The organism is Kitasatospora sp. NPDC001132, assembly GCF_053598415.1.
This window is the reverse complement of the sequence record NZ_JBSFKF010000021.1, coordinates 24,378-46,210: the sequence shown is the minus strand read 5'-3', so window position 1 is coordinate 46,210 and position 21,833 is coordinate 24,378. Positions and strand designations below refer to the sequence as shown.

Sequence of the window (21,833 nt, the reverse complement as noted above, 5' to 3'; positions counted from 1 at the left end):
GGGAAGGCCCCCGGAGAGGTCAGGATGCACGGCTCCGCACCACTGGGAAGGATCTTCGGCATTCTGCTGCGGATCCACTGGAGCGCGCCCGTCCTGATCCTCTTCCTCGGCATCGGCCTCGCCGGGCAGACCCTCCCGGCCTGGGTCCCGGGCCGCTCAGCCACCGCCTACGGCGTGGCCGGCGCGGTCGGCGCGCTGCTGCTGACCGCGAGCCTGCTGCTGCATGAGACAGCCCACGCCGTCATCGCCCGCCGGGCCGGGGTGCGCGTCGACGACATGACGGTCTTCGCCCTGGGCGGTGTCACCCGGATGGGACGCGCGCCGACCCCACGGCTCCAGTTCACCGTCGCGGTGATCGGGCCGCTGACCAGCCTGCTCCTCGGCGGGCTCGCCCTGGCCGCCGGGCTCGGTGCGCTGCACAGCCTCCACTGGCAACTGCCCGCGGCAGTGCTGCTGTGGACCGGCCTGGCCAACCTCCTGCTCGGCGTGTTCAACCTGCTCCCCGCGGCGCCCCTGGACGGCGGACGGATCCTCCAGGCGGCGGTCTGGTGGCGCGGCGGAGACCGCGAGCGCGCCGAGCGCATCGCCGGGCGGGTCGGCCAGGTCTTCGGCATCCTGTTGTCCGCCGTCGGCTGGGTCGAGCTGTTTCACGGCAGCGGGGCCGGAATCTGGTTGGTGTTCATCGGGCTGTTCATGTGGTCGTCGGCCCTGGCCGAGGTCCGCCGCGCCGCGATGGTGACCGCGCTGCGCGGGGTACGGATCTCCGAGGTGATGACCTCCCCCGTCAGCACCGGGCCGGACTGGCTCACCGTCGACCACTTCCTCGCCGACATGGCGGCACGGGCACACCACCCCGTGATCCCCCTGGTCGGCTTCGACGGCCACCCGAGCGGCTTGGTCGACCTGCGCAGGCTCGCGATGATCCCGCCCGCCCGCAGGACCGAGGTCCGCGTCCGCGAGGTGGCCACGCCGGTCGCCCGCTGCGTGGTCGCCGCGCGCGGAGACGACCTTGTCGAGGTGCTGGACCATGCGGCCGCGCAGCCACCGATCCTCGTCCTGGACGACGGCCGCCTGGTCGGCATCGTCAGCATCGACGACATCTCCCGCATCGCCCGAAGGCGCCTGCTCACGACCGCCCACGGCACGTGACACCTCCGTCTCGTGGCGAACCGTTTCGGCCTCGTTGTACGGCTGGGCCGCCGGTCGACGGGAGCTGACAGGCCGCCAGGGGAAGGGGGAGCACGGCGCCGGCATGTGCAGCGCCGACGTCCCGCGCGTCGCCGGGCGGCCGCAGGACCGCCCGGCCCAGTTCGCGCTCGCCACCGGAAGGCCGTGGCAGCGAGAGCCGCGTCGGTCAGGTGCCGCGGGAGATCTCGATCCGCCGGGCCTGCTTCTCGACCTCTCCCATCGGTGCCTTCACGGTCAGGACCCCCTTGTCGTAGGACGCGGTGATGTCCTGCTCGTTCACGCCTTGGGGCAGCCGGACACTGCGGGTGAAGGAGCCGTAGCGGAACTCCGAACGCTGTCTCTCCTTCTTCTCCTCCGTGCGTTCGGCGTGGACGGTCAGCACGCCGCCTTCGACCGTGATCTCGACGTCCTTGTCGGGGTCGATCCCCGGCAGCTCGGCCTTGACCACGTACGCTCCTTCCTCCTCGGACTCCTCCACGCGGATCATGTGCTCACCCATCCGCAGTTCCATGGGGAAGTCCTCGAACCACTCCGCGAACGGGGACAGGGGTCACCGGTGCGCACGCCTGTGGAGCAACTCGCCGGCCATCTCGGTCCTCCTCACTAGGGCCTGTGTGAGGTTGCGATCAGTCGGCGTCTCGCAGGAGGTCGTCGACCCAGATCACCGAGGCGCGGAGGTGGAGGCCGGCGAGGTAGCTTTCGGGCTTCTTGTCGCAGCGGGTGGCGATGCCTCGCCAGGCCTTGAGTCTGTTGATCAGGCGCTCGACGGTGTTGCGCTCCTTGTAGAGATCCGCGTCGTGGCCGACCGGCCGGCCGCCCCTGCTGCCCTTCCTCTTCCTGCTGGCGGCCTGGTCTCTCTTCTCCGGGATGACCGCCTTGACCCGGCGTTTAGGCAGGTAGGCGCGGTTGCCGCGGGACGAGTACGCCCTGTCCGCGGCGACCGCGCCGGGCCGCGTGCGAGGACGGCCAACGGGCAGACGGACCCGCACCTTCTCCAGCACGGGGACGAACTGCGGGCTGTCACCGGCCTGCCCCGCGGTCAGCACGAGTGCCAGGGGACGGCACCTGCGGTCGGCGGCCAGATGAACCTTGCTGGTCAGCCCGCCCCGGGACCGTCCGAGGAAGGCTTCCTTCAGGCGGAGCCTACGACGGAGCCGGGCGCGTCGCCGCTCGTCCTGTCCGTCCTGTTCCTGCGGCTCGCCCCTTTTTGTCGGGTCTCCTCCTGCTCCCGCGCGGCCTCCTCCAGGGCCTCCATGATCTCCTCGTCGACGAGCATCCCGGCGGCGTCGTGGTGAGCCCGGACGGACGTGGAATCCACGCTGACCAGCGACAGGTCCGCTGTGCCCTCGCGAGCGGCCTGGGCGATCAGGCCTTCCAGTAGGGCGGTGAAGACGCCCGCGTCCCGCCAGACACGGAATCGGCCGTAGACCGTCGGCCAGGGACCGAACTCGGAAGGCATCTCCCGCCACTGGGCGCTGCAGCGGAACCGCCAGATCACGCCCTCGAACTGCTCCCGAAGCCGCTCGGGGTACGGTCCGAACCTCCCGATCGGCAGATAGGGCTCGATCAACTCCCAATGCTCGTCGGTCAGTTGCCTGCGCGTCACGACCAACCGTTCTACCGGGTTCTGCCCTCAGGTGAGGGCAGAACCCGAAGACTGATCACAACCTCACACAGGCCCTAGCTGTATCCCGCCCGCGGCGGCGCTGCTCGCCCTCCTGCCGTTCCGCTACCGCGCTAACCAACTGCGGACGACCGCCTGGTGCGCGGCCACCATCGCCCCGACGTGTCTGGAGTACACAGCCGGAGCGAGCCCCGAGCGGCTGTCCTTCGAGGCATTCGGCGACGAGTACCGCATGCTGGAGGAACGCACCCGGCTGCGGCCCGAATCGGCGGCGCCGATCGGCTGGTGATTGTTCCACCAGTGGCTGCTGCGCTGCGAGGGGCTCGCTGACCCGGCGGACGTAGCGGAACTGCTGGACCCGGTGGGCACGCGACTCCGGGACTGCGGTTGTGTCCTGGATTTACGTGGCGGGCGCTACCTTCGGGAGCGCCCGCGGCCCGGGCGGGGAGTGAACCGGAGCGACCGGGTTCAGGCCCGGGTGGGGTGAGTGAGGGTGTGCCAGGCGCTGTAGCCGCCGAGGAGGTCGGAGACGTCGGTGTGGCCGTGGTGGCGCAGCAGGCTGGCGGCGATGGAGGAGCGGTGGCCGCTGGCGCAGTGGACGACCAGGGGGCGGTCGGTGGGGATCTCGTCCAGGCGGCTGGGGAGTTCGGTCAGGGCGATGTGCAGGGATCCTTCGATGAAGCCCGTTTCGCGTTCGCCGCAGGTGCGAACGTCCAGGATGGTGGGGGGCTGCTCGTCGGCGAGTGCGGTGCGGAGTTGGTCGGCGGTGAGGCGGCTGGCGGGGGTGACCTCGTCAGCGAGGGCGGGCAGGGCGTTGCCGGGGTTGCGCAGGTAGCCGGCGATGTGATCGAAGCCGATGCGGGCGAGGCGGGTGATGACCTCGCCCTCGCGGTCCTGTGGGGCGATGATCGCGATGTTACTGTCGGGGGTGAGGACCGTGCCGGCCTGTTCGGCGAAGCGGCCGTCGACGGGGACGTTGATGGCGCCGCGGACGTGTCCCGCGCCGAACTCCTGGGGACTGCGGGCGTCGAGGACGACGGCGCCGGCGGTGCGGGCCTCCTTGAAGCCTTCGAGACACAGGGGGCGGTCGGCGTTCGCGCGGTCGAGCAACGGGCGGTCCTGCCGGTTGAGAGCGGCGTCGTGGCCGAAGTAGGCGGGGGCGGCTGACTGGCCGGCGGTGACGATGCGGACGAAGGTGTCCTGGTCCATGGGCTGGCAGGCGTAGTTGGTCAGGCGCTGCGAGCCGATGGTGGACTGCTTCTCGGCGGAGAGGTTCTTGCCGCAGGCGGAGCCGGCGCCGTGGGCGGGGAAGACGCGAACCTGGTCGGGCAGGGCCATGAGCTTGCGATGGACGCTGTCGTAGAGCATCGCGCCGAGCTCCTCGGCGGTGACGCCGGCGGAGGCGAGCAGGTCGGGGCGGCCGACGTCACCGATGAACAGGGCGTCGCCCGTGAGAACGCCGTAGGGGACTTCGTCGGTGGCGTGCTCGAAGACGAGGATGCTGATCGACTCGGGGGTGTGTCCGGGGGTCTCCATGATCTGGAGGGTGACGTCACCGAGGGAGATGCGCTCGCCGTCGGTGAAGTGCCGGATGGAGTACTCGGTCTCGGCACGGTGGCCGTAGCCGATCCAGGCGCCGGTGCGGGCGGCGAGTTCGAGGTGGCCGGCGATCTGCTCGGGGCTCCAAGCCGTCGCCCATCGTCGGTCCTCGCGGCGCGGCTTGTTGCGTCCTTTCCACTCCGGAGTGCGCGGGCCGGATACCGCTGTCCCGTCCGGCAGTTGGACCGCGCCCGACAATCGGGCCTGAACGTAGTCGCGCAGGCGCTCGTCCGCCACGAGCTTCGCGGTCTTGGGGCGCCGGGCCGCCAACTCGGCCTTCCACTGGGCGATCGAGGCCCGGTAGTCCAGCCGGGCGCCGCGCGTGGCCGCGTTGCGCCGCAGCTCTCTCGAGATCGTCGAGGGCGACCGGCCCAGCTGGCGCGCGATCTCCCGCACCCCGGCGTTCTGGGCCCGCAGCAGCGCGATCTCCTCACGCTCGGTGAAGGACAGGTACCGGCCCGAGTCCGGGCCCAGCCGGAGCGTGGGCATGCCGCCACCCTCTCGGAACCAGCGCGAGCCGACCACGCCCGAGACACCGCACGCAGTCCCCGCCTCCTCGCTGGACATCCCCTCCGCGATCCGCACCCAGAACTCCCGCTCCACACCGCGCCGAATCGGAGGCCGCCCCGGCGAACGCATCGCCGGACGCCCCGTCAGCGTCGTGATCCACCCTGCTGGCCGTCCCATGCAACACCACCTCGATCAAGGTGTTGCGACGACCGGTGGAATCCACTCTGGCAGCCGTGGTCGCTGTGGTGGATCAGTTTCCCGGGTTCGACGGGTCGGCCGTGCAGGGCGTATTCGAGGGCGGTGAGGACGAGGTCGGCGTCCGCCCGTTCGCAGGTGTGCCAGCCCACGATCCGGCGGGAGAACGCGTCGCGGATCGTGGCCAGCCACCACGGTCCCTCACCGGTCGGGACCAGTGAGATGTCGGCGACCCACAGCCGGTTCGGCGCCGTCGCGGTGAAGTCGCGCCGGACCAGGTCCGGGGCGGAGTCGGCGGCCGGGTCGCGGTAGGTGAAGGAGCGGGGCCGGCGCGGGCTCACGCCCTGGAGGCCGGCCTGGCGCATCAGGCGTTCGACCCGCTTGCGGCCGACCCGTGTGCCCTCGCGCCGCAGGACGGCGTGGACGCGCGGGGAGCCGTAGGTGGCGTCGGAGTCGGCGTGGATGCGGCGGATGTGCTCGGTGAGTTCGGCGTCGTGGCGCTTGCGCTCGCACGGCTCGAGGGCCTCGCGGCGCCAGCGGTAGTAGGTGGAGGCGGGGATGTGCAGTTCCCGGAGGACGGGCTCGGCCCCGAAGCGGTCCTGGTGCTCGTCGATGAGCTTCAGTACCGTCGCCGGGTCGGGTCGAGCTCCTGGGCGAAAAAAGCCGATGCTGCCTTGAGGATCTCGCAGGACCGGCGGAGTTCGGCGTTCTCCTTGCGCAGAGCGGCCAGCTCCTCCTTCTCCGTGGTGGTCAGCCGGTCGTCGCGCTCGCCGCGGTCCGCCTCGTCCTGGCGGATCCAGTTGCGCAGGGCCTCGTGGTGGACCCCCAGATCGCGGGCCATCTGGCGAATCACGGGCTTCGGATCGGCGGATCGATACATCTCCACCGCACGCCGCCGCAACTCGGGCGGGTACTTCATCTGAGCAGCCATCACAAGAGCTCCCTTCTCATGGCCCATCAGGCCATATCCGGCAACCTTCCGCACCTCGGGGGAACCTCAGGGCGACGCAACCGACGCACCGAGACGAAACACCCCGGCGCAGCCCGGGCCTGGCGCGGCGACCGAGGATCGCCGCGCCGGGCTGCGGCGGCCTGTGCGTGACCACTCGTCAGGGAGGTTCCGGTCGGTCATCCTGAGGGCGTCGACGAAGGAACCGGGCCCCGGCGGGGGCCGGACAGGTGAGGGGGAAGCGTGGGCAGGAACGAGCAGCCGGACCGTCCCTGGCGGGACCCGGCCCGCCAGGTGCCGCCGCAGCCGCCTCGGCCTCCGACGATCGGGGACCGGGGCGGTATGCCGCTCGCGACCGGACCGTCGGCGGTGCTGACAGCCTCGGTCGACCTGCGGGTCAGCAAGCGTCTGCTATGGGTCGGCGGGGCCACCTACCCACTGCACAACATCGTGCGGGTCTACGCCTTCGTGCTGCTGCCGAAGCGCAAGGAGGCACTGCGGCGGTTCGCGCGGCAGGTGGTGCAGGCACTGACGCTGGCCCTGCTGGCCGTGATAGGCGCCGGACTCCCGTCAGACATCGGGAAGGGCGTGGAGATGTTCAAGGGAGCGGTCCTGACGGCGGCCCTGCTCTGGGCGGGGTACGGGTTCGTGGAGATGCTCGTCGTCCTCACCTCGCCCGCGCTACCGGTGCCGGCGGTGGACACGGCGGGTAACGCGACGGCCCTGATCGGGACCGCCGACCGGGCCCGGCTCGCGGAGGCGGTCCGGATCCTCTCGCACGCGCTGGAGAACCCGGAGACCGAGGTCGCCCTGAAGATCCGGTCGGTGACCGTCAACACCGGGAACTACCACATCGGCGACAACGTGAACATGTACGGCGGCAGCGGCAACACCGGGAAGGTGACGGAATGAGCGGCGACCACTTCCACGGCGACGTGGTGAACATGTACGGCGGCACCGACAACAAGGGCATCGTGCACCACCACGCGCCGGCCGCGGACGGCGACCGGACCACCACGGAACTGACGCGGGCGGTCGAGGAACTGGTCGCCATGCTGCGCGAACTCCGGGCAGGCGTGGCACCGATGGCCGCGGAGTCGATCGACGAGGCGCTGCCGGCCATCACCGTCGGCCCACAGGCAGTGCCGCGCGAACGGCACCGGGCACTGATGGCGGTGGCGGGGATCGCCGCCACCCTCGGGGCCGTCGGTACCCCTGTCGTCAAGGCGGTGCAACGAGTCCTGGGACTGCTCGGCGGCCAGTAGACCAGGCCCGGCCTGAAGAGCGGGTCGCCGAAGACCAGCTACAGACCGTGGTGATACGTGTGGCTGTAGTTTGCAGTGAGCCGAAACTGCCCGCAGAGCCATGACGTGCCGCAGATCCTCCTCGACCTCCGTGTCTAGGTACTGGGTGGTGCCGTTGCCGGTGGCGTCGGGTCCAGAACCAGCGGGTCGCGCGATGGAAAATCGAATAAGTAGCCTGCGGGCCAACGGAGTTCGACTACCATCAGTGGTTCGAGGAGGAAGGGGAGACCGCGATGACCCATGCGGGTGAGCTCCGGCTCGCGGACGGCAGCGGGATCTGGGTGGAAGTCTCGGGCGGGGACGACTCCGGGTTCGACCGGGTGGGACGGGCCTCGTCGCTGGCCCGCGCGACATCCGAAACACTCCAGGACGCGATGAGTCACCTGCGATCGGCGCTGGACGTCATCGCGGACGGCCTGGGCGGGATGGTCCACGCCCCGGACACAGTGCGCGTCGACTTCGGCATCAAGTTATCCGCAGAGGCCGGCGTGGTGGTGGCCAAGGCTGCTTCGGAGGCCAACTTTACCGTTAGTGTGGAGTGGCGGCCCCGCAGCGGGGACCGGGGTTGAGCCTAGCGGAGACTCCACCTCCCGGGGACGAGGCCCTGGCCGACGGCTTGGTCCGCATCCGCTCCCGGTCCGGCGAGGTGGTGGGCGCCGGGTTCCTGATCGACGCCGACGTCGTCTGTACCTGCGCCCACGTCGTCGCTCTGGCCCTGGGAGTGTCCGAATCCACCGAGGAGGCTCCGGCGGCCCCGGTGCTCGTGGAGTTCCCCCTTGTGCGTGACGGGAACGGTGCGGTGCCTGCCTGCCCCTCCACGGTGGAGGTGTGGCGCCCGGTGGCCGCCGCGGACCGCGACGACGTCGCGCTGCTGCGGTTGGAGCGGCCCGTTCCCAGCACCCGACCGGTGCCGCTGGTGAACGACGACAGGGTCTGGGACCACCGGTTCCGGGTCATGGGCTTCCCCCGCGGAGCCGAGGACGGAGTGTGGGCGTCGGGCAGCCTGCGCAGCCGGCAGGGTACCGGATGGCTGCAGATGGAGACCGGTGCGACCGGTCAGCGCATCGCCCGCGGCTTCAGCGGGTCCCCCGTCTGGGACGAGGACCGGGGTGGTGTGGTCGGCATGACGGTCGCCGTCCAACGCGGCACCGACTCCACCACCGCCTACCTGATCCCCACCGGCGCGCTGCTCGACGAGCAGCTGATCCCACCACGCTGTCCGTTCCCCGGCCTCGCCTCGTTCGCCGAGGCGGAGGCGGACCTGTTCCACGGACGCCAGGAGGACGCAGAGCGCATTCTGGCCGCCGTCGAACGACGTCCGCTGACCCTGGTGGTCGGTCCCTCTGGCTGCGGGAAGTCCTCACTCGTCCGTGCCGGGCTGCTGCCACGGCTGCGGACGCGCCTGGCCGTGGCGGTCTCGGAACTGCGCGCCGTGCCGGGTGTCCGCGCCTCCGCGGTGGTGGCGCAGACAATCGCCCCCCTGCTGACGGTGAATCAGACCGCCGTCGAGCGGATCCGAGCCGTGACCGACCTGACCGACCTGCTCTCGGGCCGACTGGACGAGCCCGGGCCTGGGCTCGACGAGTTGACGGCCGAGCTGCGCGAGCAGATCCTGGAGACGGTCGGTGAGAACGGTCTCGTCGTGTTCGTCGATCAGCTGGAGGAGTACGTCACCGCCGATCCCACAGCGGCCCGCCAGCTGATGCGCCTGTTGGTCTCCCTCTGCACACCCGGTGTCGGTACTGGGCGGCCCCCGGCGCTCAGGATCGTGGCCACCGCCCGACCGGAGTCCCTGGACGCCCTAGTGGACTCGGCCAACGCCGACCTGCTGAGCGAGGCTACCCAGTACCTGGCACAGCTGTCCCCGGAACAGCTCCTGGAGGCCGTCACCGCCCCGGTCGCAGGCATGCCCGGTCTCTCGTTCGAGGCGGGACTGCCCGAACGCATCGTCGCGGACGCCGCCGACGAACCGGGGCGGATGCCGCTGGTCCAGTTCGCTCTGACCCGTCTATGGGACCTCCGGGACGGACCGGCCCTCACACACGCGGCCTACCACGAACTCGGGGGCGTGGCCGGTGCGCTGGTGGGCTTCGCCGAGGAGTGCATGCGCACCCTCCTGCGCGAAGGTGAGGAGGACCTCGCGCGAAGGCTCTTCACCCAGCTCGCCCGGCCGAACGCGCGCGGCGGCTTCACCCGGCACCCCGCCAGGCTCGCCGCCCTCGACCCGGCCCTGCGGGACCTCGCCCTCCGGCTCGCCCCCACCAGACTCGTCGTGCCGAGCCGCACCGCCGGCGGAGAGGAGATCGTCGACCTCGCCCACGAGGCCCTGATCACCCTGTGGCACAGGCTGGAGAAGTGGCTGGAGAACTCCAGAGACTTCCGCATCTGGCAGGAGGAACTGCGCGCCACCCTGAAGCGCTGGGAGAACCACCGCAGGGAGCCCGGTCAGCTCCTCCGCGGAGGGGCCCTGAACACGGCCATGGACTGGCTCGCCGAGCGCCCCGAGGACATCGCACCGGACGAGGCCAGGTTCATCGGGCTCAGCCACCGCCGCCGCAGACGCGAGGTCCGGGTACTGCGCTCGATCACCGCCTGCCTACTGTCCCTGGTCCTCCTGGCCGGGGGGCTGGCCGCCTGGGCCAGGCACAGCAGCCAGGAGGCCGAGGCGCAATTGCGGACCCAGGCGTCGCGGCTGCTCGCCACCGCCTCCGACCAGCATGCGACGGATCAGCCTGCCGTCGCGCTACAGCTGGCGCTCGCGGCCTGGAACGCCGGCCGGACACCCGAGGCCTACAACTCACTATTGCGCGAGTACACCCGGGGGCAGCGGCTCTCGGCCAGCCGGCCCGGCCCGTGGCCAGGTCGCTTCCAGAACATGAAGGTGACCCCCGACGGCGGGACGGCCGTGGTGTTCTCCATCGAGGGCACGGACGACTACCGGGTGACGGTGGTGACGGGGCTGGCCGACGGTACCCCCCGCCAGCGCCCGCTGAACGACGTCCCCGCGGACATCCGGAACGCACCCGCCCACGCGCTGAGCCCGGACGGCCGGTGGTTCGCCTCCATCGACAAGGAGCTCCGCGTCCGGCTCTGGGACCTGCGCACCACGGACCCACCACGGATCTTCGAGGAGCTGCCGAAGGCCGACGCCAAGTTCGCGGCGAGCCCCGGTCTCAGCTTCAGCAGCGACGGGCGCCGGCTGCTGCGGAGGTACGTGACGTTCGAGTCCACCGAGTACACCGGCGCGCCCGAGCCGCTCTGGGTCTCGGTCTGGGAGACCGCCGACGGGCGGGCCGTCCCGACGGCTCCGGACCTCCTGCGCGGACGCTTCTCCGCCCTGGCGTTCGCGGGCGACGCGGACCGCATCGTTCTTGAAGGCCGGCCGTTCACCGGCGAACCGGCGGTGGTCCGTGACATCGCCTCCGGCCAGGACGTCCGCACCTTCGAAGCCTCGCCCAAGGGCGTCACCTCACTCGCCGCCAACGGCGAGTGGATCGTCGTGACCGACGGCACCGAGGGCCCCGCCCAGGCGTTCTCCACACGCGCCGGAGCAGACCAGGTCACCACCCTGCCTTTCGGGCTCGACTCCCCCGATCTGACGGACGGATTCGTCATCCTGGCCCAGGACAACAAGCAGGCGGGCTACCGGGAGATATCCGCCACCGAGGTACGCACGGGCCGGGTCTACCGGAGCCGGCTCCCCGCGACCACGGATGACAGTTTCGATCTGCGGCGCACTCTGGCGGTGGTATCCCGGCCCGACGCCACGCTCTCGTTCCTGCTCCCGACCGACGACACCCTGCTGACCGCGGTGGCCATGCCGGTCGACGGTGCGAGCCGACTACCACGCAACGACACCGAAACCCGTGGCGCGCTGGCCCCCAGCGGCAAGTGGCTCGCGGAGGCCGGGGACACCACCCTGACCGTCGCCGACACGGCCACCAACGCTAGGAAGTCCGTCACCTACCGGCTCGAGAAGACTTGGGAGCACCCCGAACCGTTCTGGTCGGCGGACTCCCAGTGGATCCTACTGGAACAGCCCGGCGGCACGCTTGCGGCGTTCGCGGCCGACGACCCTGCCGGCCGGCGGGTCGACCTCCACTGGGAGGACGGTGATGCGCCCGCCCGCAAGAAGGGCGTGGAGGCCGTCGAGGCCCTGCAAGGCAGTGAGATGGCCGTCCTCACCACGGACGGCAGGCTCCTGCTGATGGACGCGGCCACCGGGCGGCGGATCGCGCCACCCATCCAGGTGGAGCGCAAGACCACCGCGCGGGCCGCTGACCGTTTCGCCAGTTACGGCCAGCTCCGGGCGCGACCCGAGCACCGTGACGAGATCGCTGTGGTCACCGGTTCCGCCCGGGCCGGCGGCATCGTGGAGCTGTGGAACATCCGGACCGGTTCCCGCATCCGGACGCTGGCCGTGGGCGAGCTTGGGAGCGTCGGCACCTCGGCAGGGGCGCGGCGGCACCTGCTCTTCACTCCGGACGGCAAGGAACTCTTCACCAGCCATCCGGACCACACCACACGGCATTGGGACGTGGAGTCCGGCACGCTCAAGGAGCGGCCGATCACCTCGGCCGCCGCGGACCAGAACGTCCCGCTCGCTTTAGGCCCCGGAGGCAGGCTGATCACCTACAACCTAAACGCACTACAATTCTGGGAGGCCCCGGCCGGCACCCTGACCGCGACCATGCCGCTGTCGCACCAGCTCGCGGTCCTGGTGGTCGACAACCGTCTGCTCGTCGCGGGCGACGGCTGGTTCCAGGACCTGGACCTGCGCCCGGACGAGATGGCCCGCTCCCTGTGCGCGGCCGTGGCACGGGACTTCACTCCGGCCGAGCGAGCACTCCTACCCGCGGGGACGCCGGGCGGGCCACCATGCGACGCCGTCAGGCGGTGACGCCGCCAGCAGCGAGCCGTCCTCCCCGCCGATCGAGCCCCGGCACGCCCAGCACGGGCGCAGCGCGACGTTCGCGCGGCTTCTTTGGGGCTAATTGGGCTGTGTTGCTCAGTAGATGAGGGCGTCTGTGCAGCTCAGCGGCAGGAGGTCGGCGGCTGGTCCACCGCGGCGGACCTGGCCAAGCAGACCAAGGAACAGGGCTACGGCATCTACAACACCTACCGGCTCCCCGACACCGACGTCAGCAAGGGCCTCTCCGCCGTCACCAAGATCCTCTACAACAGCGACGTCCGTCCCCCCGGCGCCACCGAACCCGCGCCGTAGCCGGCTGCACCGGCCCGCCGGGCGACCGCGGGACGAGCCGAACGCCGCGGTCACGGACCGGGCAGCGCGACACCCGGGCGACGCCCGGGATGGCGGCTCTTCGCCAGACCTCCTCACCCACCTCAGCCAAAACCGGCCCCCGAGCAGCAGGTGACAGAACAGCCCGGCCCCGCAGCAGCGCCTCGTCGTCCATGCCGGCCAGCGCCCTGGTCGTAGCCGGCGGCGGAGGCGGAGCCACCGGAACCCGCAACGGGGACGTCGGGCCGGGCGGAGGCGGCGGCACATCAGAGCGCAATGGGCCGAGTTAACGGTGACACCGGGCGGACCAGGCAACGTCGAACTGGTCCAGGGCGAAACAGCCGGATGCCCCGGAGTGTGGGTCGAAGCCACCACAGCCATCGCCCCCGTAACCGTGACCGTGACCCTCCCGCCGGACGGGGCCTGCGCTACGGGCGGGCCAACCTCCCCGACCACCAACTCACCGTCTACACCGGCACCCAGCCTGCGCCCGCCTACATGGGAACCCTCTCCCCGGACGGACCGACGTTCACCTTCACCAACGTCGACCTGCGCATCCCCACCACGGTGCGACCTCAATGATGTACGTCAGCGCCAGCACCTCCCCTCCTGTGGGCTCCACCCTCCAGTCCTCCATCGGCAGCCAGACCTCCCCCTCCACCACCCTCGACGTCACCTGACGCACAACACCCCCACCCGGCCGGGCTCGGGACGCCCTCGAGTGCCCCGGACCCGACCGAAGCTGTCGGGACGACCTGCGCAGCAGCGACGGGCGCGGCCGCGGCGGGCTGCTCGACGACGGCGTCGGGACGGGTCAGCGCCGGGGCGACCGCGACGGCGGGCTCGGCGACCGAGCGTCTTCTCGCTGTCGCTGGCTCCGCGTGCCGCAGGCCCCGACCGGCCCGGGTCCCCAGGCGGTCACGACGGCACGGCCGACACCCCGCCGGGCAGGAACGACGCCCGGCCACCCGCTAACGGCAGGCACAAGAGGCTCGGGGCGGCCGCGTGTTCAGCAACGGGCCCGGGCATGCCGCGGCCGGTGGACATCCTTCCCGGCCCGGCCCATGGCAGGCCGCCGACGTCGACTGTGGTGGGCAGATGAGGGAGCGGTCGCGGCGAGGACCATCGCGAGCGCGAGCGGAACCAGCAGCAGCATCATCGACACGGTCAACCTCACAAGGTCGTCGAGCACAAGGCCGGTCCTCCCCTCCTGCCCCGCCCCGGACGCCATGTCAGCCGTACTTCTTCGCATCCTCCCGCGACCGCCGTTCACGGCACCGGGTGCCCGCCGCTGCCGACGGCTGCGGGCAGCCGTCGGCCGTCAGTGGGCCGCGGACAGCCGGGGATCATCCGCCGACAGCACACTCCCCGTCCGCTCGTACCGCGACAACGCCAGACCCATGCAGAAAAAGCGTCGGCGCCCACTCCCCCAGTTGCCGGTCAGCTTCGTCTGACTTCATAGATCAGGGACCCGACTTCCCTGCGGGGGTAGTCGTCGGAGAAGTACTTTCCGCCGTCCTTGAACCAGCCCAGTTGCTTGGGGTCCAGCCGCCAGTCGACCCTGCGCAGGGAGAAGGGAAGGTCCATCCACTTGTCCTGGATCTGGACGCGGATGGCGATCTCGGTGATGTGAAGTGGCTGCGTTTCGCCGTTCTCGTCGAGGACCATGTCGATGCTGTGCGGCTGGCCGGGCTCGGTCGAGAAGACGTCCTTCCCGTTGGCCTTGATCCTGATGTCGTGGTTCGTGCTGTCGGAATTGCGCGTGCCCTTGGGCGAGAAGGACCAGACCTGGCCGCCCCAGGTGGTGGCGTCGTAGGTCGTCTCCTCGCCCATCCAGCAGGGGTCTCCTGTGAGGGTGAGCGCGGTGAAGCCGAGGATCGAGTACGACGCGTACGGCTGCTTCTGGGGGAACAGGGACCTGTGGTCGCCCTGGATCAGGGCGCTCATGACGTCGGCGGTCACGCCCCTGCCGATGACCTCCAGGGAGGAGGCCTTGAACAGGTCCTGATACTTGCCCTTGACCTTGGCGTCGACGTTCGCGAAACCCTGGTAGCTGGCGTTGAGGGCGAGACCGATCTCCGTCTCGGTGGCGGTGGAGGTGAGGATGAACAGCACCATCCGGCCGTAGTGCACGGCGGAGACGACCAGCGGAGGGTTGTCGTAGCCCATGTCCTTCTCGTTGACGAGCTTGCGCAGCTCCTCCTCCGTGAAGTCGTCGTTGAACAGGGCGCCGGGTGTACTGAGGGAGCACTTTGCATCGAATGCGTACTCGCGCAGGTAGACCGCGACGCTGTTGTGCTTCTCCTTCCGCTTGAGCCTGGTGCTGATCTCGGCGGCACATTTGCCGTAGCTCGCGGAGACGCCGATCTCCAGGGCGATCTCGGTAGCGGTGTAGGCCTCGATCCGCTTGTAGTGCGGGTCGGTCGAAGGACACTCCTTGTCCCCGAGGATCTGGCCGATCGCCTCCATGACCTTCCCCATTGTGGGCGGGTCGACCGTCTTGGACTCGCCGACCAGCTTGCTGATCGTGACATCCAGCGGCGCACGGTGCTCATCCTGCACCTGGGCGGACTTGAGAATGCCCTGATCGATCAGCGAGCGGGACTGGACGATCGCCCCGGGGAAGCACCAGTTGCCCGCCGAGAGCAGAAGCGCGTTCTGCGGGGTGTTCTGCAGCCTCCACTTCTGAGTGGTGCGCAGCCGGCCGGTACTGGTGTCGAACTGGGGCTCGCCGACCTTTTCCTTCTTGTAGGAGAGTTCCTTGACCAGCTGGCTCCACTTCTTCCACTGGTCGAGGTGTTTGCGGATGTCGGCCTTCTGCTGCGAGTCGCCGAAGCCGACCACCGACTGGCGGGAGGGGAAGTCGTCCCCGTCGTCGAAGGCCAGAGCGAGGTAGTCCTGCCCGTCCCCCGTGTCCGGCGCCTCCAGCATGATCCCGTCGGTGACGCGGCCCTGGGCCGCGACGACGAGACCCTCACCGCCCAGGCGGACCACCTGCACCTGCCGCTCTCCTGCCGCGTCCCATTGGAGGCGGTAACGGCCGTCCCCGTCCGGCACTGCCCAGGCGGGCGCCGGAAGGTCCCTTTTCACCGTTGCGACATCGTTCTCGGTAAGACGTTCCACGGCCTGCTCCCACTCGACGGTCCGGCAGTGTGTCGGCGTTCGACGGCCTCCCACGCGTGGCCACCGCACCCGGAGATAGTTTCTATACGAATCGACAGGCCGCCGCGCGCCCTCCCCACCCGCCACACCCAGGAGCCACTCCAAAGGCCTTTCCGCATGGCACTCCAACCGGCCCGATCGGGCCACCGGCGGGCACCGGGGGACGGGGGGTCTGCTAGGCGGTCGACCGGGTCCTGCGGCCGACCGCCTTCGCGGCCGGATCGGCCTGGTCGCGGTGGCCCCGCGCCGTTGGTCGATGCCGCGGTTTCTCCCCGGGGCGCGGCGGGCGGCGTCAACCGCTGCGCGGCCCGCCGCTCGAGGTCCAGGGCACTGGGTGTGCTCGGGCTGTGAAGCGGACCGGGCCGTTGCCGAGGGCAACGGCTGGCCCGCATCGCTCGCTGCGACATGTCACCTGGTCCGGCCCCACCGCGCAGGCCGCCCGCCCGGACGTCACGCAGGAACCGGCGGCCTGACCGTCGGCCGGGCTTCGCCGTCGTCGGCCGGACGCCGCGGTTCCCGCTTCCTTGGTCGCAGGAGTCGGTCGACGACGGGCTGCAGAGCGTGCTGGCCGGCCACCAGCGGCTGGTGGCCGGCCGGTGGGAGGCGACGTTCAAGGACCTGGACGAGGACGTCCTCGGCGAGGTGGCCCAGGAGGCCCGCCAGGACGGGCAGGACCCGGGCCGGGCCGTCGACGTGTTCGTGCGGGGCCTGCCCCGGCAGCTGGAGGACTGGAAGCAGGCCGACACCGCGCTGGCGAAGGCGCTGAACGAGGCGGCGCTCGGGCGGCCGTTGCCGGTGTGGGCGGCCGACGCCCTGGCCGCCGAGCAGGGCCGGCTGTGGGGCGCGCGGCAGGCGCTGCTGGAGGCTGTAGCCCGGCACCACCACGGCGGTCCCGCGCCCTGGTGAGGCCGGGTCAGCGGGTTCCCCACGGCGTCGGGCAGGGGCGCGGTCCATCCGATCGGTGTGCTGTCGAGGCGCAGCTGGAGGACATCCTTCGCGTCGGGGGTGAGCCAGGAGCCGAGTTCCCAGCCGGGGCCGAAGGTGGGCTCCAGGTCGTCGAGGAGGTCGGGGAAGTCGAAGCGGCGCTCGGGGTCGGTGCAGGCCGCCCGGCGGGCCTGCTCAGCCTGTTCGGCCGCGGCAGCCGCCGACCGCTGGGCTGGCACCGGCCCGGCGTCCGGCTCGGGGGTGGGGGCGGGCGGCTGCTCGGCCGTTCCAGGGCCGCCCAGCGCTCGCCGGGCTTGTAGCCGCGGCCGTGGGGGCGTTCGCGCATCTTGCCGACGATGCCCGCCGGCCCCGGCCCAAGCTGCGGGTCGACTATCCGTCCGCGACATGGATAACGACCTTGCTGCGCCGGTGTTCCTTCTCCAGCGCCTCGTACGCGGCGCGGGTCTGCGAGAGGGGAACGCCCCAGTCGACCTGCGGGCGCAGCCGTCCGCTCGTGATCAACTCGCTGATGACATCGAGGCCGGAAGGGTCCGGCTCGACGACGAAGAACACGCCATGTGCGGCGGGGTCCCGGGCCGCGCTGGGGTCGGGCGGCGCGACGATGCTGACCAGGACGCCGCCCGGGCGCAGCACAGCCCAGGACCGGGTCTGGGTGTCGCCGCCGACCGTGTCGAGCACGACGTCGACGTCGGCCGCCTGGTCCTCGAACCGGCCGCCCGCGTAGTCGATGACGTCCTGGGCGCCGAGGCCGGCGACGAATTCGGCGTCGCGGGCCGAGGCGGTCGCGGTGACCCTTGCAACCAGCGCGGCCGCGATCTGTACGGCGAACGACCCGACGCCTCCGGCGCCGCCGTGGACGAGGACGTGCTGGCCGGGCTCCAGGTGGGCGTGGTCGGCTAGGGCCTGCCATGCTGTGAGCGCCGCCAGCGGGACGGCCGCCGCGCTGCGGTGGTCCAGTCGGGCCGGCTTGGCGGCGAGGATCCCGGCCGGCATGCCGACGTACTCGGCGGCGGCCCCGTCCCGCAGGAACGGAATCAGTCCGTACACCTCGACGCCCAACGCCGGAGCCGTGACACCGGCCCCGTGCTCGACCACGACGCCCGACACCTCGTGCGCGGGAATGACGGGCGTCCGGTCCCGCCCGGCACCGTCGAAGCTGTCGGTCCAGGTGGCGTCCCAGGCAAGCTCTCCCGCGGTGATGGAGGCGGCCCGGACCGCGACGACGACCTCGCCGGGCCCCGGCTCGGGACGCGGCGCACTCTCGTAGACCAGCTGCTCGGGGCCTCCGCGCCGCAAGGTCGGGGGTGGGGCCTGAAACGGTGTTCGGTGTGGCGTGGGCGGTGGTGTGCCGATGGTGGGATCTGGCGTTGGAGTGGCCGGACGAGAGGGTGTGGCCCGCTCGGCTGCCCTGGCGGGCGGGACGCGAGCGGGGATTTCTGGCGGTGGCGGGCGCTGGTGCGGGACGTCCCGGAGGTGGTGGAGGTCGCGTGGGCGCTGCTGGATCCGGGGATGGCCGAGTTGGTCTGGCAGGACAGCGGGCGGAAGTCACCGTCACCTGCGGCGACGAGATCGTGGCCCGCCATCCGCGTTGCTGCGCCAGGCACCAGAGCCTGACCGATCCCGACCACATGCGCGGCGAGGTAATCCACCAGCAGGCCGCCCGCGCAGCCATCACCCGGGCCGCGATGCTGGCCCCGGACAGCCTCGGCATCGAGGTCGAGCAACGCGAACTGGGCATCTACGACCGCATGTTCACCCTAATCGAGGGCGGCGCCGGAAAGGAGGACACGTGATGCCGCGCACCGCTCCCCACCCCCGAACACCACCACTGACGCCGCTAAAGCCGACGTCCCCGCCGCCCGCACCACCCGGCAGGCCGTCGCCGACCTGGCCTTCCTCGCCCGCGCGATGAAAGCCAGACGATCGAGGAACTCGACCTCGCCCATCCGCGCGGAATGACGCGCCAGCAACTCGCCCACCTGGGAACGCTGGACTTCATCGCGGCCAAGGAGAACGCGATCTTCCTCGGGCCGCAGGGCACGGGCAAGACGCACATCGCGACCGGGCTGGCGATCCGGGCCTGCCAGGCCGGACACCGGGTCGCGTTCGCCATGACAGGACCGCAGGTGACGACGGCCGTCCAGCCCTCAGTCGAAGCCGGGGCCGGACGCCACTTGTCGGCCGGCCGGTCCTGAAGAGCAGGCGCCGAGCAGGCGGCGAGCCAGCGGCCCTGAATCCATCACCGCTTGTGGCCGTTGCCGTGTCCGTTGGGATGCAGGACCACCTTGGTCCAGCCCTCGTCCCGGGCATCGAAGTGCTCGTAGGCGGTGGGGGCCTCATCCAGGCTGAGCTCGTGGGAGACCACGAAGCTCGGCTTCGCCTTCCCGCCGACGATCAGGTCCCGCAGCGCCCGGTTGTACCTCTTCACCGGAGCCTGCCCGGTCCCCATGTGCTGACCCTTGAACCACATCATCCCGAAGTCGATCGGAACCTTGCCCTGGGCCTCCAGCTCACCCTGAGCCTCCATGCCGCCGGGATCCTGGGGCAAGAAGACACCCACCACCCCGATGTAGCCCGTGAACCTGACCGAGTCGATCAGTCCGTTGAGCGTGAGGCTGGCGTCCTCGTGTCCCTGAGGGTCGTGGGCCTGGTAGCCAACGCATTCGCAGCCGTTGTCGGCGCCAAGGCCAAGGGTGGCCTCCTTGACGACCTCCGCCGGGTTCTGCTCGGCGGTGTTGATCGGGATGGCCCCGATCTCCTCCGCCTTGCGCAGCCGGTCGGGCTGGTGGTCGGCCGTCCAGACGCGGCCGGCGCCCCTGAGGAGGGCGGAGTAAGTCGCCATAAGCCCGACGGGACCGGCCCCGAAGACGATGGTCTGGTCGCCCGGTTTGACGTGGGCCATCTCGGTGGCGTGATAGCCGGTCGGGAAGATGTCGGCGAGCATCACGTAGTCGGTCTGCCGCTCGGCGGCGTCCTCGCCCAGACGCAGCGCGTTGAAGTCGCCGTAGGGCACGCGCAGCAGTTCCGCCTGGCCGCCCTGGTAGGGGCCCATCTCGGCGAATCCGTAGGCGGCTCCCGCGAGGGCCGGTTCCGGCTGCATCGTCAGGCAGTAGTTGGTCAGACCCTGCTCGCACTGCTTGCAGAAGCCGCAGGCGATGTTGAAGGGCAGGACCACATACTCGCCGACCTGCACCTTGCGGACAGCCGGGCCGACCTCCACCACCTGCCCCATGTTCTCGTGCCCCAGGGTGCGGCCGGACTCGAACGAGGTGCGGCCCTCGTACATGTGCAGGTCCGAACCGCAGATGTTGGTGGTGGTGATCTTGACGATGATGTCGCAGGGGTGTTCGATCTTCGCGTCCGGTACGTCCTTCACTGTGACCGTTCGCGGTCCTTCATATACCGCTGCTTTCATGATGATTGCCCGACTCTCGGAGTTCGCTGCGGGTCCGGGCCCGCCGGCCCGCCAGGCGGAGCTTCGGCCGATCCGCCCGCATAGCGTGCGGGTCCCCATCGGCCTCCGACGCGAAACAACCCTTCGCCGACCGATCAGCCGATTTTTTGTCCCTGGGCGGCCACCGACCAAGGACGGATCTCCGAGTCTGGTCTTGCGCAGGCTTGAGATACTGCATCTTCACCAGTAGGTCCGCGTCACCACAGAGGCGCTGGTCGGCGCCGTCACTGGGACGATGGGCACCGACCAGCCTGCTGCTGGGCCGCTACGACCCGGCTGGATCGACGGCGGCACCGACCTGACCCAAACGGGCGTCGTGGTCGGCTCCGTCCCCTGCCTCTCCCCCGAACGCGCCGCCGGCCAGCGCCCCGGCCCGCCCGCCGACCTGTGAGCCCTCGGCGTGCTCCTGTACGAGACGGTCGTAAGGACTCCACCTCTACCGCAGGCAGCACCCCCAGAGCACCCTCGCCGCGATCCCCACCGACCCCGTGCCCGAACCGCGCCGCGCAGGTGTGCTGACCGCACCGATCATGTCACTGCTGGAGCGCGATCCCACCCGCCGACCGACCGCCGCTCAGGCCCAGCTCCAGCTCGCCGCGGCAGCGGCAGCAACCCGACGGCGAGGTCGTCGCCACCGCGTGGGGTGAGGGCGCCGACTGGCTCTTGGAGCGGCTGCCCGTCCTGCTCGACGCGAACGACACCCCCCATCAGCTCGTCCTCGCGCCCGGACCGCTGCGCGAGGCCCAGCGCCGCAACCCCGGGTTGCGCCTGCCGGCCACCGGACTCGTCCTCGACTCCCTGATCCTCGCGATACTGGAGCAGAAGCCGGCGCAGGGTGCGCTCTCGATCATCGATGGGGACGTCCGCAACGACAGCGGGAGCCCGGGCTCCCACAACCTGATGACTTCGACCGCGGTGAGTGACCCATCGGCCGGGGGCTCGGGCGAAGGTGGCTGCACCGTCGAACTACCGCATCGCGCCCCGCTGACATCACGGCCCGGGGATGGCGGGGAGCGGATCCACGTGCGCTTCTCCTGCTCGGCAGGCGCGCCCAGTGGTGGGGAGGGAAGATGGGATCGTCCCGGCCCGTTGGTTGGCTGGAGGAGCGGACATGGAGATCAAGCCTCAGGCTGTCGTCCTCCCCAAGGAGACGGATCATCTCGAACAGGGGAAGTACGGGCCCGTTTTCCCCAGGACTCCGGCGTGCTACGGGTTCACCATCGTCGCGCCCGTCAAGCCCGGCCACGCCGATGCGATGCGCCAGTACGGCTCCGCGCTGGCGGAAGCACTGGAACAGGATCCGTACCTCCTCGCACCGCTGAAGCTCCACTACCTGCGCTGGGTCCTCTTCGACGACGACACCCGCTTCATGTACCAGGGGATCTTCGACACCGACTTCGACAAGTACACCGAGGACGCCGTCGCGCTGTTCTCGAAGGCGGGTGTGAGCACTGCGTTCGAGCATCTGGAGGGGTTTCCGGAGGACTGGCGGACCAACCCGGAGGCGTTCGTCAGGTTCGTCCGTGAGCACCACTGCCCGAGCTTCATCGAGTACGGAGAGTATCCGTACGTGACGGCGGACGAGATCAAGAAGGCGTTGCGGATCAAGAACGCTCTGTCGGAGATGCTCGACCAGATGCAGTGAGGCTGGGAACTGGGCG

General features: G+C 70.6%; 20 protein-coding genes and 2 pseudogenes. 13 read left to right on the top strand and 9 right to left on the bottom strand.

The window, feature by feature from the left end; translation table 11 throughout:
* Positions 1–24: 24 nt before the first annotated feature.
* The gene (locus tag ACWDBE_RS25265; RefSeq protein ID WP_449809142.1) at positions 25–1,149 is read left to right on the top strand and encodes a site-2 protease family protein; all 1,125 of its coding nucleotides are present in this window, start codon (positions 25–27) and stop codon (positions 1,147–1,149) included.
* Between the two features lie 205 nt (positions 1,150–1,354).
* On the opposite strand, the gene ACWDBE_RS25260 is transcribed toward ACWDBE_RS25265, so the two are convergent.
* On the bottom strand, positions 1,355–1,699 hold the full coding sequence (locus ACWDBE_RS25260; RefSeq protein WP_449809141.1) for an Hsp20/alpha crystallin family protein: 345 nt from the start codon (positions 1,697–1,699) through the stop codon (positions 1,355–1,357).
* A 115-nt stretch (positions 1,700–1,814) separates the two neighbouring features.
* Positions 1,815–2,794 (bottom strand): annotated as a pseudogene (locus ACWDBE_RS25255) (IS5 family transposase).
* An 82-nt stretch (positions 2,795–2,876) separates the two neighbouring features.
* Here ACWDBE_RS25255 and ACWDBE_RS25250 point away from each other — a divergent pair.
* Positions 2,877–3,101, top strand: coding sequence for a hypothetical protein (locus ACWDBE_RS25250; protein ID WP_449809220.1), 225 nt, complete (start codon positions 2,877–2,879; stop codon positions 3,099–3,101).
* A 179-nt stretch (positions 3,102–3,280) separates the two neighbouring features.
* On the opposite strand, the gene ACWDBE_RS25245 is transcribed toward ACWDBE_RS25250, so the two are convergent.
* From ACWDBE_RS25245 to ACWDBE_RS25230, 4 genes and pseudogenes are all read right to left on the bottom strand, one after another.
* Positions 3,281–4,348: a rhodanese-like domain-containing protein gene (locus tag ACWDBE_RS25245; RefSeq protein ID WP_449809219.1), complete on the bottom strand. Its 1,068-nt coding sequence runs from the start codon at positions 4,346–4,348 to the stop codon at positions 3,281–3,283.
* A 114-nt stretch (positions 4,349–4,462) separates the two neighbouring features.
* Positions 4,463–5,098, bottom strand: a pseudogene (locus ACWDBE_RS25240) (transposase); the annotation flags it as partial.
* Positions 5,065–5,730 (bottom strand): IS3 family transposase, encoded by a 666-nt coding sequence (locus tag ACWDBE_RS25235; RefSeq protein WP_449809218.1) that lies wholly within the window; start codon positions 5,728–5,730, stop codon positions 5,065–5,067. The gene ACWDBE_RS25235 and the pseudogene ACWDBE_RS25240, both read right to left, overlap by 34 nt.
* A 5-nt stretch (positions 5,731–5,735) precedes the next feature.
* Entirely contained in the window at positions 5,736–6,047 is a 312-nt protein-coding gene (locus ACWDBE_RS25230) for a transposase (RefSeq protein WP_402399720.1), read from the bottom strand.
* 360 nt (positions 6,048–6,407) lie between these two features.
* Between ACWDBE_RS25230 and ACWDBE_RS25225 the strand changes: the two genes are divergently transcribed.
* The 6 genes from ACWDBE_RS25225 to ACWDBE_RS25200 all read left to right on the top strand — a co-directional run bounded on the left by ACWDBE_RS25225 (position 6,408) and on the right by ACWDBE_RS25200 (position 13,193).
* Positions 6,408–6,977, top strand: a complete 570-nt coding sequence (locus ACWDBE_RS25225; RefSeq protein ID WP_449809140.1) for a DUF6232 family protein — start codon at positions 6,408–6,410, stop codon at positions 6,975–6,977.
* Positions 6,974–7,330, top strand: a complete 357-nt coding sequence (locus tag ACWDBE_RS25220; protein WP_449809139.1) for a hypothetical protein — start codon at positions 6,974–6,976, stop codon at positions 7,328–7,330. Before ACWDBE_RS25225 ends, ACWDBE_RS25220 begins: the two co-directional genes overlap by 4 nt.
* Positions 7,331–7,602: 272 nt before the next feature.
* Positions 7,603–7,938: a CU044_2847 family protein gene (locus ACWDBE_RS25215; protein WP_449809138.1), complete on the top strand. Its 336-nt coding sequence runs from the start codon at positions 7,603–7,605 to the stop codon at positions 7,936–7,938.
* A complete protein-coding gene (locus tag ACWDBE_RS25210; protein ID WP_449809137.1) occupies positions 7,935–12,269 on the top strand; it encodes an nSTAND1 domain-containing NTPase in 4,335 nt (1,444 codons plus the stop codon). The genes ACWDBE_RS25215 and ACWDBE_RS25210 overlap by 4 nt, the downstream gene beginning before the upstream one ends.
* A gap of 84 nt (positions 12,270–12,353) precedes the next feature.
* A complete protein-coding gene (locus ACWDBE_RS25205; RefSeq protein ID WP_449809136.1) occupies positions 12,354–12,593 on the top strand; it encodes a hypothetical protein in 240 nt (79 codons plus the stop codon).
* A gap of 375 nt (positions 12,594–12,968) precedes the next feature.
* The gene (locus ACWDBE_RS25200; RefSeq protein ID WP_449809135.1) at positions 12,969–13,193 is read left to right on the top strand and encodes a hypothetical protein; all 225 of its coding nucleotides are present in this window, start codon (positions 12,969–12,971) and stop codon (positions 13,191–13,193) included.
* A gap of 858 nt (positions 13,194–14,051) precedes the next feature.
* Here ACWDBE_RS25200 and ACWDBE_RS25195 read toward each other — a convergent pair.
* Entirely contained in the window at positions 14,052–15,611 is a 1,560-nt protein-coding gene (locus tag ACWDBE_RS25195; protein WP_449809134.1) for a thiol-activated cytolysin family protein, read from the bottom strand.
* A gap of 723 nt (positions 15,612–16,334) precedes the next feature.
* Between ACWDBE_RS25195 and ACWDBE_RS25190 the strand changes: the two genes are divergently transcribed.
* Positions 16,335–16,679, top strand: coding sequence for a hypothetical protein (locus ACWDBE_RS25190; RefSeq protein ID WP_449809133.1), 345 nt, complete (start codon positions 16,335–16,337; stop codon positions 16,677–16,679).
* A 408-nt stretch (positions 16,680–17,087) separates the two neighbouring features.
* On the opposite strand, the gene ACWDBE_RS25185 is transcribed toward ACWDBE_RS25190, so the two are convergent.
* Entirely contained in the window at positions 17,088–18,014 is a 927-nt protein-coding gene (locus ACWDBE_RS25185; protein WP_449809132.1) for an NADP-dependent oxidoreductase, read from the bottom strand.
* A gap of 191 nt (positions 18,015–18,205) precedes the next feature.
* Between ACWDBE_RS25185 and ACWDBE_RS25180 the strand changes: the two genes are divergently transcribed.
* Together ACWDBE_RS25180 and ACWDBE_RS25175 are read left to right on the top strand one after the other, a co-directional pair.
* Entirely contained in the window at positions 18,206–18,511 is a 306-nt protein-coding gene (locus ACWDBE_RS25180; protein ID WP_449809131.1) for a Mu transposase domain-containing protein, read from the top strand.
* Between the two features lie 129 nt (positions 18,512–18,640).
* On the top strand, positions 18,641–18,913 hold the full coding sequence (locus ACWDBE_RS25175; RefSeq protein ID WP_449809217.1) for an ATP-binding protein: 273 nt from the start codon (positions 18,641–18,643) through the stop codon (positions 18,911–18,913).
* Between the two features lie 44 nt (positions 18,914–18,957).
* Here the strand turns inward: ACWDBE_RS25175 and ACWDBE_RS25170 are convergent, their stop codons facing one another.
* A complete protein-coding gene (locus tag ACWDBE_RS25170) occupies positions 18,958–20,133 on the bottom strand; it encodes a glutathione-independent formaldehyde dehydrogenase (protein WP_449809130.1) in 1,176 nt (391 codons plus the stop codon).
* A gap of 274 nt (positions 20,134–20,407) precedes the next feature.
* Here ACWDBE_RS25170 and ACWDBE_RS25165 point away from each other — a divergent pair, with 274 nt between their 5' ends.
* Together ACWDBE_RS25165 and ACWDBE_RS25160 are read left to right on the top strand one after the other, a co-directional pair.
* The gene (locus ACWDBE_RS25165) at positions 20,408–20,563 is read left to right on the top strand and encodes a hypothetical protein (protein WP_449809129.1); all 156 of its coding nucleotides are present in this window, start codon (positions 20,408–20,410) and stop codon (positions 20,561–20,563) included.
* Positions 20,564–21,283: 720 nt separating this feature from the next.
* The gene (locus tag ACWDBE_RS25160) at positions 21,284–21,817 is read left to right on the top strand and encodes a hypothetical protein (protein ID WP_449809128.1); all 534 of its coding nucleotides are present in this window, start codon (positions 21,284–21,286) and stop codon (positions 21,815–21,817) included.
* The last annotated feature ends 16 nt before the right edge of the window (positions 21,818–21,833 follow it).

What these genes read in the sequence shown, in the direction of transcription:
- ACWDBE_RS25265 (WP_449809142.1), top strand. Translation starts at nt 25, where the DNA reads ATGCACGGCTCCGCACCACTGGGAAGGATCTTCGGCATTCTGCTGCGG.
- ACWDBE_RS25260 (WP_449809141.1), bottom strand. Translation starts at nt 1,699, where the DNA reads ATGGAACTGCGGATGGGTGAGCACATGATCCGCGTGGAGGAGTCCGAG.
- ACWDBE_RS25245 (WP_449809219.1), bottom strand. Translation starts at nt 4,348, where the DNA reads ATGGAGACCCCCGGACACACCCCCGAGTCGATCAGCATCCTCGTCTTC.
- ACWDBE_RS25230 (WP_402399720.1), bottom strand. Translation starts at nt 6,047, where the DNA reads ATGGCTGCTCAGATGAAGTACCCGCCCGAGTTGCGGCGGCGTGCGGTG.
- ACWDBE_RS25225 (WP_449809140.1), top strand. Translation starts at nt 6,408, where the DNA reads ATGCCGCTCGCGACCGGACCGTCGGCGGTGCTGACAGCCTCGGTCGAC.
- ACWDBE_RS25220 (WP_449809139.1), top strand. Translation starts at nt 6,974, where the DNA reads ATGAGCGGCGACCACTTCCACGGCGACGTGGTGAACATGTACGGCGGC.
- ACWDBE_RS25215 (WP_449809138.1), top strand. Translation starts at nt 7,603, where the DNA reads ATGACCCATGCGGGTGAGCTCCGGCTCGCGGACGGCAGCGGGATCTGG.
- ACWDBE_RS25170 (WP_449809130.1), bottom strand. Translation starts at nt 20,133, where the DNA reads ATGAAAGCAGCGGTATATGAAGGACCGCGAACGGTCACAGTGAAGGAC.
- ACWDBE_RS25165 (WP_449809129.1), top strand. Translation starts at nt 20,408, where the DNA reads ATGGGCACCGACCAGCCTGCTGCTGGGCCGCTACGACCCGGCTGGATC.
- ACWDBE_RS25160 (WP_449809128.1), top strand. Translation starts at nt 21,284, where the DNA reads ATGGAGATCAAGCCTCAGGCTGTCGTCCTCCCCAAGGAGACGGATCAT.